We start from the raw sequence: 15338 nt of genomic DNA on the forward strand, positions 1-15338 counted from the left end.
ACTAATTGACCTCCATTTAATAAAGTACCCCAAAATTCCAACGTAGTTGCATCAAAAGCAATAGATCCGGTTGAAAGACAAACGGTATCCGAATTTAAAACTGTATAATCACAACTTGTACATAAACTAACAATGTTACCATGTGTAACCATCACCCCTTTTGGATTTCCAGTCGTTCCTGAAGTGTACATAACATAAGCTGCTGAAACAGGTGTTATTTCGTATGAAATAGCAGAAGATTCATATGTATAGGATTCTGTAACATCTAAGAGAAAAATAAAATCAGAAACAGATAACTTAGACAGCAAAGAATCTTCACTGTAAAGAAGAAAACTCACGCTCGAATCTTCTAGTATATAAGACAAACGATTCGATGGTAATGAAGCATCTAGCGGAACATAAGTACATCCTAATTTGATAATACTTAACATGCTAATGATCATTTCAAAACCCTTATCAAACAAAATACCTATTCGGGAATCGCTCGTCACACCCATCGATTTCAGGTAATGAACTAATTGATTGGAACGTTCATCTAATTCCTTATAAGTCATAAAACTATCTCCATGAACTAAAGCGACTGCGTCTGGAGTGCAGTTAACCTGTTCTTCGAATATATCTACTACAGTCTTATCTTTTGCATATCCAGTATCAGTATCATTAAAAACATTCAGTAATTGGTGCTTTTCTTTATTACACAAAATACTCAAAGTATTTATGTTTACTTCTTTTTCCATGGATATGCTATCTATGAGCTGAACTAGTGATTGCTCCATGAATTCAAGTATGCGATCAGCTCCAATACTTGCATCCACAAGTACGGTTAATCCAAAATCATCACCAAAATCATCCACAATAAAGTTAAATGGATAGTTTGTTCGTTCGTACTCTCCAATTAATGTTATCCCCAAATCTTTCACATTATTCTCTTCGATCAAAGATGATGAAGAATGGCGGTAATTTAATAAAGCACTGAAAAAAGCCATTTGATTTGAGATACCACTCCAATCATGGATGTGAGATAAAGGAGTTTGCTCATAAGATAATAATTCTCCTAATCTTAACTTAACCTCTTCTAAATACTCCTTAACACTACCTTTTAATTCCAAAGCAACAGGGAGTGTATTTATAAACAAGCCTAAAGAATCAGCTGCTCCTATAGAACCTTGCAAACGTCCGGAAAATAAAGACCCAAACACCACATGTTGTTTATTGCTACATCTTGCTATTACAAGTCCGAAAGCCGCATGGAAAAATACCGCAGGACTAATACTTAAACCCACACATATCGTACGCAATACTGTACTCAAATCTTTAGAAAGAATAACAGCAGACTCTTCAATTTGCGTACCGTCTCCTAAAGCATTCGATAAATTAAACGGATATGTAGGTTCAATAATAGTTCCCAATAATGACCTAAAATAAGACTCCCCACCGTTGACTGATTGTGTATATAAAGTGTGCCCAATGAAATCCCGATATAAAAAAGGAGATGAAAGATTTTCTGCTTCTCCTAATAAATACGACATTACCTCCTCTATAACTTTTTCTAAACCAACATGATCCATTATTAAATGGTGATCATAAACTACGAGATAATAAGATTCCTCCTGAGGATCATCAGCGATTTTCAATTCCAGTAATGGAGCCTTTGTGGTATCCATCCAGTGAGTACCTGAAGCTACTAGTACTTCTAACTGTGGTAAAATAGCTTTGGAACTATCCAAAATCGAAGTATTTAATAATTCTACTGTTAAAACAGCTTCTCGCAATACTACCTGAACTACACTAGGTAAACCAGTACTTAGAAAGCAAGTACGCAAAATATCATGACGGTTCACCACAAACTGTAAGGCTTCAATAAACGATGTACGCTTGTTTGAATCTGAAAATGAAAGTAAACTCGAAAGAACATAAGGGTCTCCCTGAACAGCATCGCTCATGAGATGATGAAAATAGATCCCTTCTTGTAAAGGAGATAAAGGATAGATATCTTCAATATTTGCAACACCACCCGGAACCATTGCTACTATTTTATCCAAATCACTTTGATCAAAATCAAGTAATGGCACCATCGATGGCGTAATATGGTCAGTTGACGCTAAAATCCCGTTAGCAGGAACAGTATAAACATGCGATATTGAAGATAACTTATCATGAATGGAAGCAACGGTAGGACCTGCAAAAATATCTTTCACCAAAATATGAAAATCTAAAGCCTGCAAGCGAGATATCAATTGAACTACCAATAAACTATGTCCTCCCAATTCAAAGAAATTATCATATATGCCTATCTTATTTACTCCCAACAGAGACTCCCAGATAGCTACTAGTTGGCTTTCTTTTTCATTACGCGGAGCAACATAATCTTGTTTAGACAATTGAGATCCATCAAATTCCGGCAAGGCCTTTTTATCCAACTTGCCATTGGACGTAAGCGGTATTCTATCTAATTCGACCCATAACCGGGGAACCATATATTCTGGTAAAATGGATTTTAATTGATCTTCTGTTTTCTCTTTATCTAATGCACCTTCCGATACTACATAGCCAACCAGACGTTTGTTTCCACTTGAATCCATTTGTACTAATACACGACATTGTATAACCAAATCTAAAGATAATAAAACGTTCTCTATCTCGCTCAATTCAATACGATAACCTCGAATCTTGACCTGATCATCACCTCTGCCAACAAATTCGATATTTCCGTCAGGTAACCAACGCGCTAAGTCACCGGTTCTATAAATTACCTCTCCACTAATGAAAGGATTCGTTATAAACTTCTCATTGGTTAATTCTATTTGGTTTAGATATCCTTTTGCAACTCCTGCTCCACCAATATACAACTCCCCAATAACTCCAACAGGTATTAGTTCCTGATGAGCATTTAAAACATAGAGACTTGTGTTCGTTAGTGGTTTACCTATTGGAACCGTTTCTGAAGTAGTTGGCATTTCAGAAATCACATAACAAGTAGCATATACCGTCGTCTCAGTAGGGCCATACACATGAATTATCTTATTATGTCCTAATCCAGCAAACATTTTTCGGACAGGTGGTACTGAAACTTTTTCCCCGCCAAATAATAAAAGTCTTAAACTTGATAATAACGATAGATTATAATCTGCTAATGAATTAAACAATGCCGTGGTAATAAAAACAATGGTCAATTCACTTTTATTAATAATTTGAGATAAAGCACCTGCATCTGAAGCCTCTAAATTATCTATTAAATAAAGGGAAGCCCCACTTAAAAGACTACCAAAAATCTCATATGTTGAACCATCAAATGCGTAATTAGACCATTGAAGTACTCGATCTGAAGCTTTTATTGCGATTCTACTAGATGGATCATTAATTAAAGTAATTATATTCTCATCGCTTATAAGAATTCCTTTAGGTGACCCTGTTGTACCTGAAGTATACATTACATAGGCAACTGAATCAACTTCTCTTTTGTATAAACTTTCTGAAGTTGGGTAGGTATAAGACTCTGCTGTATTTAAAAGAGTATATTCCGAAACTGTTAAACCAAAGAGTAAAGATTCATCAATATATAGCACGTAATCCACACTTGAATCTTCAAGTATATAAGATAGGCGATTTGACGGCAATAAAGGGTCTAATGGGATATAAGTATATCCAGACTTCAGAATACCTATTATAGCAATGATCATATCGAAACCTCTATTGAATAATATTCCTATTCGAGAATTCTCAACCACACCATTCGATTTCAAATAATGAGCTAATTGATTCGACCTTTCATCTAAATCCTTATAACTTAATTTCTCTCCCTGATAAACTAACGCCACAGCTTCCGGAGCCTTTGCTACCTGTTCTTTAAATAAATCAATTATCGTTTTATCTTTTGGATAAGCAAGGATAGTATCATTAAAAGTATTTAATAATTTATATTCTTCTTGCGCAGAAATCATGGACAAACTACCTATAGGCTGCGTTATATTGTTCAAAATACTAACTAACAACTCCTGATAATGCAGCAGCATTCGTTCTATTGTCTCTTTATCAAATAAAGCTGTACAATATGACATTTCCAATGAAATAGCATTATTATCCTCAAATACATTTAACATCAAATCAAATTGAGATGTAATGCTATCAAAATTATAATTAGAAATAGTAATATTTTCTAAGTTTAATTCTCGAGATGCATCAGGCGTATTCTGTAATACAAAAAGTACTTGAAACAAAGGGCTCATAGCCATTTCACGAGTAGTAACCACACGATCTACTACCTTTTCAAAAGGTGCTAATTGATGGTCATATCCTTCTAAGGTTGTCTTTTTTACCATTGCTAATAAATCGCTGAAACTTGGATCTCCGCTCAAATCACTTCGAAGAGCAATAGTATTGACAAAAAAGCCAATCATATCTTCTAATTCCAATTGCGTACGATTTGCAATAGGTGTTCCCACGCAAATATCAGACTGTCCGCTATATCGGGACAACAAAACCTTAAAGGCTGATAATAAAAACATAAACAGCGTAACACCTTCTGATCGGCATAAGGAATCCAAGGATGCGGTTAACGTTTTATCTAATAGAAAAGAAATACAAGCTCCATTGGTACTATGTACTGAAGGACGCGCATAATCAGTTGGCAATGATAAAGTGCTAACATCTTTGAGCTTCTCTTCCCAATACGATAATTGCTCTTCTAAAACAGTATCTGCTATATATTTTCTTTGCCAAATAGCATAATCTGCATATTGCAAACTCAATTTTGGAAGAGTTGCTGTTCGATCTAAGTGAAGCGCATTATACAACTTCATAAATTCGTTTACTAAAACACCACCAGACCAACCATCACTGGCAATATGATGGAATACACTAGCTAATACATATTTTCCGTTACCCAAATCATATAAGCAACATCTTAGCTTATAATCGTTAGATAAATCAAAAGGTTTCTTTAGAAAGTCCCTTATATTACTTTCTAATAATAATTCATCTAATACAATTTTTCTATCCAATGACCAGTTTTCCGAACTGATAACTTCCTGATAACCGATTCCATCTTCTGAAAGAAGTATAGTTCGCAATACCTCATGACGAGAAATAATTTCCTGTAATGTTTGTTCTAATATCGATACATCTAAAGATCCTTCTAAACGAAGAACGACAGGTATATGATAATCTGTACTGCCTTGCAACTTATCCAAAAACCATAATCGTTCCTGACTAAATGATAAAGGAATACGGGCCGGACGATCCTGTATAGTAATCGTAGGCAATAAAACACCTTCGGACTGAGCGGATACAAAAAGTCCCAATTTAGAAACTGTAGTATGTATAAAGACTTCTCTAATAGAAACTTCTATCATCAGCTCCTTACGGATCACAGAAACTAAACGTGTTGCTAATAAACTATGACCTCCCAGTTCAAAGAAATCATCATGGATGCCGACTTTTTCAACACCCAATAACTCCTGCCATATATTAACGAGTTGTAATTCTAAATCTGTAGTTGGCCCAACATATTCTTCACTTGATAACCCTGAGCTATCAGGATCTGGCAATCCTTTTTTATCTAATTTTCCATTACTGGTTAATGGCATTACATCTAATGCGATCCAGATCATAGGAATCATATATTCAGGTAAGCTTAGTTTCAATTGATTTTGAAGACGCTCCTTATCTAATTCGCCTTCTAATACCACATAACCTACTAAACGTTTTGTACCATTTACATCTTCTCTTGCTAATACACTGCATTGGGTAATTCCTGGCAACAATGATAATGCGTTCTCAATCTCACCTAATTCAATACGATATCCACGAATCTTAACCTGATCATCTTTTCTGCCTATAAATTCCAAATTCCCATCAGGTAACCAACGTGCTAAATCTCCAGTCTTGTACATTTGCTCCCCTTCTTTAAAAGGATTTGCTACAAATTTTTCTCTAGTTAATTCTTCTTTATTAAAATAACCTCTTGCAACTCCCGCTCCGCCAATACATAATTCGCCAATTACTCCTATAGGCACCAATGATTCAGAAAAGTTGAGTATATAAAAACTACTGTTCCATAAAGGTTTACCAATCGGGACATTAATTAAACCATCAAGACTCTTAACATTATCAGTTTCAAAATAAGAACTATCTATAGATGTTTCTGTGGTTCCGTAACTGTTAATGATTCGCATAGCGTGACCAAATCTGGTATACACTCTTTTAAAGTCATTAATACTGCATACGTCAGATCCTAAAATTAACAACTTCATCCAAGCGTAATCTAACTTTTGCTCGTAGATGTAATCCATCAATGGAATCACTAAACCTGGTGTACCTTCTAATATAGTAACACCTTTTTCTAAAATAAGGTCATAAAGTCTGGCTGGATCCAACCTAAAATCTGAAGGAGAAAGTATCATTCTGCCTCCAAATAATAAACTTCGGCATAAATCTCCAGAAAACACATCAAAAGAAAAACTTGCCATTTGTAATAAGCAAGTATCACTATCCAAAGTATAAGATGACTCCCAACACAAAGCTATATTTAATAAGCTCGTATGATTAATGACAACTCCTTTGGGTCTGCCTGTAGAACCTGATGTATAAATTACATAAACAGACTGATCTGCTTTGACAATAGAATCAACCTTACTTAATGGTTGTTCACCTATTGACTTCCAATTGTCATCTATTGTAATAATTTGTATTTTCTTGTTTTTGGCAACTAAAAACTCATGCGCATGATCTGTTATGAAAAAAACGGCATTACTGTCTTCAATTATGTATTGAATGCGATCTTCAGGATACTCAGCATCTATAGGGACGTAAGTTCCGCCTGCTTTCAAAACACCAAACACCGCTATAATCATATCAAAAGAGCGATCGACACATATGCCAACTAAATCTTCTGATTTTAGTCCTTTATGAATCAAATAATGTGCTACTTGATTTGATTTTTCATCTAATTCTTTATAAGTTAATTCCTCATTTCCAAAAACAACTGCTATGCTATTCGGCATTCGCAATACCTGTTCTTCAAATAAATCAACTATCGTTTTATCTTTTGGATACGATACTTCTGTATCATTAAAATACTGTAGTTGTTGCTCTTTTTTATCTTTAGATAACAATTGTATATCCTCTATACTGCCTCCATCGCCATCGCTTTCAATGATTTGATTTAAGATAAATTGATAACAATCTAAAATATCTTCTGCCAGTTCATTACTTAGAAAAGATTCTCTGTAGTCCAGAGAAAGAACTAAATCTCCAGATTCCTCAATGGCATTAAACATTAAGTCAAAATCGCTGTAAACTGGTTTATTATGTACTATATGTAAGTCTACACTTTCCATATCAGTATTGGAAGCACTAACATCAAAATTAAAAATAACATTTACCCAATTATCATACTTTATATCAGTTTCTTTTTGGAGTAATTCCATAAAATTAGCATACGGATATTCTTGATGCTCATAGACTTCATATATTCTGTTTTTTAGATCCTTTACATATTCTATTAAAGAATATTTGGAATTATGAGATATTAGAAATGGCATAAAATGAGAGAAATCTCCAATTGCTTCTTCTATATCCGGCATGGTTCGGCCACCTGCAGGTATACCAATAATAACCTCATCTTTCTCACATATTTTACATAATAAGAGCTCGAATGCAGACAAAAATGTCATGAAGAGTGTTAGGTTTTGCTGACTGCTCCATTTTCTGTACCTCAGAATATTTTCTTTAGAAATACGTAAAGAAACTGAATTACTTGCGTTCCCATATTTTGATAAACTGTTATCAAATGGAAGTGTTATATAAAAAGATTTTTTAGAAAATTTATTTATAAAATAGTCTTCATGAACCTTCCAATCATCATTGTTCAGGTTGTTTTCCAACCATTTTGTATATTCATAAAACCCAACAGCTTGCACTAAATCAAGTTTTTTTCCCTGAAATAACGAATTGTAGTTATCTACAACACCTTGAATAAATAAAGCACAAGACCATCCATCTGCTATTATATGATGCATAGTCACAATTAAAGTACTCTCTTCTGAAGAAAACTTTATTAACTGTAACCGTACAAAAGGTCCGTTGGTAAATGAGAATGCTGTACGCATGTTTTCATCAACTAAAGCTTTATAAGCCTCTTCTTGTTTATTTAATCCATCCTTTGAAAGATCTATTTCTTCTATTGGTACAGTAATAGATGGATCAAAAATTAAATGCTCTCCATCTTCTGATACCCGAGTTCTTAAAATACTGTGATTATCTATTAAATTATGTATTGCCATTTTCAGCAATGATGCATAAATTTTACCTTTCATCTGTAAGCTGAAAGATTGCGTATATGCTAAGGATCTTTCCGAGTCAATCTGATGAAGAAGATTAAACTTCTGTTGTGTTAAAGTCAAATTAACCTTAGAAATATTTGATTCCTGCACATCATAATCAATAACCTCCAGGGACAAACTCTTTTCTTGAGAAATATCAGAAGAAGTATAAACCAGTTTAGCACATTCTGTAATTCCTTTGTATAATTCTTCTATATCTTCATCAGAGTGTGCAAATGAGAGAAAAAGATTACTAGATTCCCATACATATATTCCTCTTTGAACCAAATGGAAAGCTAATAATTCGAAATTCGCTTTGTATCTAAATGAAAATAGAGATCCAAAATATACCATCATCATGGGTAGTGATTCCTTTTCGAAATAACTGTTCAATCGGTTCATTAAAGAAGCCGTTCTGTTATTGAGTTCCAGATATGCTTCTTTACCAATTTCATCAATACGGGTAAGCATCGCTTTTGATGCTGCCATAGTTAATGGATGTCGTGTAAAAGTACCTGCAGTAAATGTTTTGTCTACTTCAGGATAGGATTCATCTCCAAACTGCCAACGACCACCATCTACAGCATCCAGATATTTTGGTGAACCGGCAACAATTCCAATTGGCATTCCTCCTCCGGCTATTTTACCATAAATTACAATGTCGGCTTTGATATCAAAATACTCTTGAGCTCCTCCTGGCATGATTCTAAAACCAGTCACCATTTCATCAAATATGAAAGGAATATCTAATTCTTTAGTTAATTCGCTAAGCTGATGTAATAATTCTTTTGGCTGAAAATCAGGAAACCTGCTTCTTACAGGCTCTACTAATATCCCTGCAAGATCGTCTTTGTGTGCGCGTATTTGTTCTAGAATATCGTCATCAGAATAATTAAGGATGATTAAATCTTTAACCATATTTGCTGTTATCCCTGCCGATAAAGATTCTACAACATTTTCCTGATCACCTTGAACTCCAAGTGTTATTTCTCCATGTCCGTGAAAAGAGGCCGAAAAAACGATGATTTTATTCTTTTTTGTAACAGCTCTTGCTATTCTTAAAGCAAAAGAAACAGCTTCTGTGCCTGTATTGGTTAGGCAAACTCGCTCAGCACCAGTTAATTTGGAGACTAATCTTGCAATATCTCCAGACAACTTATTCATAGGGCCAATAATCATACCCTGACTATGCTGTTCAAGAATTGCCTTAGAAATAAATTCTGGTTGATGCCCAAAAATACAGGATCCAAATCCCATCACTATATCAATGTACTTATTTCCATCAATATCTGTAAAATGAGAACCAAATGCATGTTCACTCACTATTGGGTAAACCATTTCTTTTGTAGCAATGTTGAACTTATAAGCAGAGCGATAATCCGCTAAAACTGCTTTGTTTTCAATAGCAAAAGACTTTGATTTCTGGGTTTTAGCGGTATAACTCTCTATTAATTGTGGTAATTGTTCTTCTTGGTTTTTTGGTAATTTTTGAAAATAAAAGCTTTTACTGCCAAATGATCCTGGCAGGCTAACTTTTTCTTTAGTTGTTATTTTTTTTTTTACGATATCAAATATGTTCGCAGTTTTAGAAACCTCTGCGACTGTTTCTTCCGCTGTATGTTTATCAGTATTTTGTGATGTCCTGGAGGTGTTTAAAAACTCAGAAATTATCTGATTTTGTTGTGACAGTATACGATTCTGCTCAGCAAATTGTTCTCTTATTATAGTAAATTCTGTAATATCACTTGCTGTATTATTAATTACTTCTTTTACCGGTGTTTTAATATATTCAGCAGTCGATTTATTTATTGTTTCTTCTCCATTATTTGAATGTCTTCCAGTACCAATCTCACCATTTGAACTTGCCGAAAAACTACAAGAAGTATTCGCGTCAAATGTCTTATTAACCACTACATGATTATTAGATACGACTTCTGTTTGCCCCGTTTCCTGAATAATGTATTTTATAATTGCATCCAAATTCGTTAAATCTTCAAACATCTTTCGGATTGGAAGTTTCACGTTGAATTCTTTACGTATTTTATTTATGATTTCCATCAAAGAAAATGAATCTGCACCATAATTCAACAATGGTCTATGCAGCTCTATTTCTTCAATTTTCATCTGTAGCGTAGCTGAAATTGTATTCTTTAAAAAACTCTCTATATCTTTAAAAACCATGGTTTCTGAAAAATCTTTATTATTAGTACTAGAGATTGTATTTGATTCTTTGGAAATAGTAATTTGTTCTTCTTCTATCCAAAATCTTTTTCGTTGGAATTTATAAAATGGAGCATTTACTTTTACCCCATCTTTATTAGAATAAAATGATTTCCATTGTACATCTCCTCCTTCTTTATAATATTCATTTAGACTTTCTAATAATTGCAGGTTTTCATTTTTACCTTTTCTAAAAGAAGCCAACCAAATTGCTTTATCAGCTCTCTCATCAGATATACATTGACTTCCCATATTGATTAAAACAGGATCTGGTCCTATTTCTACATACACATCAACTTCTAAGCTCTCTAATGATTTCATACCCTTTAAAAAATCCACAGGAAAAGTAACATGATCTACCCAGTACTGTGAGGTACTTATTTCTTTACCTGCTACAGCTCCTGTTAGATTACTAATTACTATACATTTGGGAGATTGAAAGTGAATAGTATCCGCGATTGCTTTAAATTCGGAAAGTATAGGCTTCATCATTGGAGAATGAAAAGCATGGGAAACTCTTAATTTTTTCCACTTAATTCCTTTTAAAGATAATGTACTCGTGATGGTTTCTATGGCTTCTTTCTCTCCTGATAATACTATTTGATCAGGAGTATTAATTGCTGCAATGGTAACTTTTTCTTTATAGTACTTCAATACTTCAGAAATAGCTTCTTCATCCGACTGCACTGAGATCATCTCTCCTTCAAGTGTTATTCCTTGCATAAGACGCCCTCTGGATGCTACCAATTTAAGACCATCTTCTAAAGAAAACACTCCTGCAACACATGCCGCTACCAGTTCTCCTATGCTATGTCCCATTAGTACAGCAGGTTTAATTCCCCAGTGTTCCCAAAGCTGATATAGTGAATATTCTATGGCAAATAGTGCAGGTTGTGTGTATTGGGTTTGATCTATAAATTTGGCTCTTTCACTTCCTTCCTCTGCAAATAAAACAGTAATTAAATTTTCATCTAAATGAGCTTTTAATAACTCTGTACATGTATCCAAAGCTTTCTTAAAAACTGGCTCGGTATCATATAACTCTTGTCCCATTCCTCGATATTGAGCACCTTGTCCCGTAAATAAAAAAGCGGTTTTTAATGATTTGGTTTTCTGAAATGAGCTATTTGCCTGATTTAGTTTTTGAAGTAATTCTTCTTTATTTTCAGAAATTATTCCTAACCTATTTTCAAAGTGATCTCTATGCACAGATAAGGTATAAGATAAATCGCTGATTTTTACTTCTGGATTATTCTCTATGTAATCAATTACCGCAGCAATTTGGTCTTTTAGCGCTTTTTCTCCTTTTGCAGATATTGTAGTTAGTACTGTTTTTTGAGAAGAAATAGCATCGTTTTGTTTTTTTGTATGATAGACAGGAGCTTCTTCAAGAACTATATGCGCGTTTGTTCCTCCAAACCCAAAAGAACTTACTCCTGCCCTGCGTATGCTATTCCTTTTCTGATTCCAACTTAGTAAATCATTAGGAATTAATACGTTTAATTTTTCCCAATTGATATATCTATTAGGCTTATTATAATGCAGTTGTTTTGGGATTATAGAATGCTGCAGACATAAAAGTGTCTTAATTAAGCCCGCAATTCCGGCAGCAGCTTCCAGGTGACCGATATTAGCTTTGACAGATCCTATTATTAAAGGACTGCCTGAGTTTCTGTCTTTTTTAAACACTGCATCCAGAGCATTAATCTCTATTGGATCTCCCAAAGATGTTCCCGTACCATGCGATTCTATGTAATCAACATCTTTTGGTTGTAATCCTGCAGATTTTAGCGCAGCGTGTATTACCTCTTGCTGAGCTAATCCATTTGGAGCAGTTAATCCATTACTTCTGCCGTCTTGATTAACAGCAGATCCTTTAATTACTCCTATAATATTGTCTCCATCTTCTATCGCTTTTGATAGTGGTTTTAATAATATTAGTCCAGCACCTTCACTTCTGACATATCCATTCGCAGAATCGTCAAAAGTCTTACATCTGCCATCTGCCGCCATCATACTGGATTGTGACAATGCTACTGTAGATTCTGGCCTTAGTATAAGATTTACTCCTCCCGCGATTGCCATAGTACATTCGCCACTGCGAATATCCTTTATAGCCAAGTGTACACTTACCAATGAAGACGAACAAGCCGTGTCAACAGACATACTTGGGCCTTTAAAATCGTAATAATATGATAGTCGATTTGAAGCTATACTCAATGCTGATCCAGTTCCCGAATACATATCTTTAGGATAGTTTTTAAGTAGAGATGCATACTCATTTTGAAGAATACCAATGTATACTCCAGTCATTGACCCTTTGAGTTCTTTTGCTGTATATCCTGATCTTTCTAATAATTCATGAGTCAATTCTAATAAAATGCGCTGTTGAGGATCCATTAATTTAGCTTCTCGGGGTGATATCTCAAAAAAAGAGGCGTCAAATTTATCTATCGCATCGATAAAACCTCCCCAGCGAGTATTCATTTGATACCCGTCAATTTCTTCTTTACTGCTGAAGAAATCATCTATTTCCCATCGGCTCTTTGGCACTTCTGTAATAGAGTCTTTTCCCGATTTTAAATTCTCTAAAAATGTTTCCAGATCTTGCGCGCCTGGAAAACGACAAGACATCCCAATAACTGCGATTGGTTCTATATTCAATATTTTTTCATCCTCAACATTTGAGGTTGATTCAATATGTTCATTAGATAATAAATATGTAGCCAGATCCTTTATATTTGAATAACTATAAACAATTGTTGGCGTTATTTCTATCCCTAAATAGTCAGACAATTTTCCTGTGAGTCTTATACTTTGTATAGAACTCATACCTAATTCTGAAAACGAAGTATGTGCATTAACATTTAATATGCCTATACTTAGTTCTGCCGCTACAGCTTCTCGCAAAAACTTTTCTAAATCATTGGATAATATAGGCGCTTTTACTACAATATCTTCCTGTGGATTTTCATTAGAATTATTTATAACTTGACCTCGTACCCATCGATCCATTACTCCATCAATAGTATCCGACTCGTATAATTTTTTAGTAGCTAATCGTTTAATTTTTCCGCTGGAAGTTTTTTCAACTTTTCCTGGTTCAACCAATACAATTGCATATACAGATAACTCATGCTGCTCAAATACACTATCAATTATAGTTTTTACAATGAAATTAAAATCATACCCTCTCATTGAAGTTCTTTTAATTTCCTGAACAATGACTAATTGTTCTTTTCCTTTTGCCTCCATACAAAAAGCTGCTCCTGCATTGTTTTGCAAATCAATATGCGATTGTTGTACAACACGTTCTATATCTTGTGGAAAATGATTAACTCCATTAATAATCATGAGTTCCTTTAAACGACCAGTTATATAAAGTTCTTTATCGTTTACAAACCCCATATCTCCTGTACGCAAATACTCCTCTTTGTCTTCCTGTAAATTTGCTTCTGAATTTTGAATTCTAGCCTGAAAAACATCTTTAGTCAATTCCTCTCTTTGCCAATAACCTTTAGCAATACTAGCCCCACTAATCCAAATTTCACCTATTTCATTTTCCTTACATAGCACCTTAGTATCAGGATTTACGATCTTAATCTCTAACTCTTCTAAAACTGGTCCATTACCTATAAATTCAATAGTATTAGATGTTTTATCTTCTTTATCGAAAAGTTTTACTTCTCCTGAATGAAATTTTTCTTTATCTAATAATAAAGATTTGGGTATTGAATTAAAATTAGAACAGCTAACTATAAGGGTAGTTTCTGCCATGCCATAACATGGAATTAAATAAGTTTCATCAAATCCAATGGAACTGAAACTAGTACTAAAATTATTTACGGTTTCTGGTCTAATTGGTTCTGATCCATTGTAGGCTACTTGCCAACTGCTTAAATCCAAACCTTTTAAATCCTCTTCTTTAATTTGATTAGCACATAAATCATATGAAAAATTAGGTCCCCCACTAAAAGTCCCTTTATAATCTGAAATAACTTTTAACCACCGGACAGGTTTTTGTATAAAAGCGGTCGGTGGCATGACAATCATTTCAAAACCTACATATAAAGCTTGAAGAATATTTCCTATCAGGCCCATATCATGGTAAATAGGCAACCAACTAACTCCTATTGATTCAGAATTTTGATGAAAACAATTTTTCATCAATTTATTATTATGTACAATGTTAGCATGCGTGACCATAACGCCTTTTGGATCTCCTGTTGACCCCGAAGTATATTGAAGAAATGCAGTATCCTCTGGTAATATCTCAGGAAAATCTTTATCCAAAACCTGACTTAACACATTAGTTTGAAGCCATTTTACATTTTCGAAAATTTCAGTATCAAACCAACTAATACTTTTGATATATATACTCTCTAAAGTCAAAATAAGATTAGCTTTACAATCTGCTACAATATTTTCCAATCTGCCTATTCTTCTTTTTCCTTGCGGTGGAAAAGCCGGAACTGCAATTACACCTGCCAGCAAGCAACCCATAAAAGCATCTATAAAATCTAATCCTGATGGAAATAAAAGTAAGACGCGATCTCCCGGTTTTGCATGTTCTAAGATATGTGATGCAATACGTTTTGCGTTATCATATAATTCTTGATAGGTTCTGCAATCACTTTCTTCTTCCCCATTTTCTAAGAATCTATAAATAACCCTATTAGGAGTTTCACTAATATGATTACTTAAGACTTTAACTAAGGTTTCTTTTGAAGTCATATCTTCAACAATATTCGATTTTATTTTTGACATCATGATTTTATTTTTATAGAACTAGTTCCA

At 34.1% G+C, this 15338-nt stretch carries 1 protein-coding gene; it reads right to left on the reverse strand.

The window, feature by feature from the left end; genetic code table 11:
* The coding region (locus tag ACEN2I_RS17975; RefSeq protein WP_441767482.1) for an amino acid adenylation domain-containing protein at positions 1-15311 on the reverse strand (15311 nt) is incomplete at its 3' end.
* Between the last annotated feature and the right edge of the window lie 27 nt (positions 15312-15338).

This window comes from Flavobacterium sp. W22_SRS_FK3, assembly GCF_052113665.1.
Taxonomy (GTDB): domain Bacteria; phylum Bacteroidota; class Bacteroidia; order Flavobacteriales; family Flavobacteriaceae; genus Flavobacterium.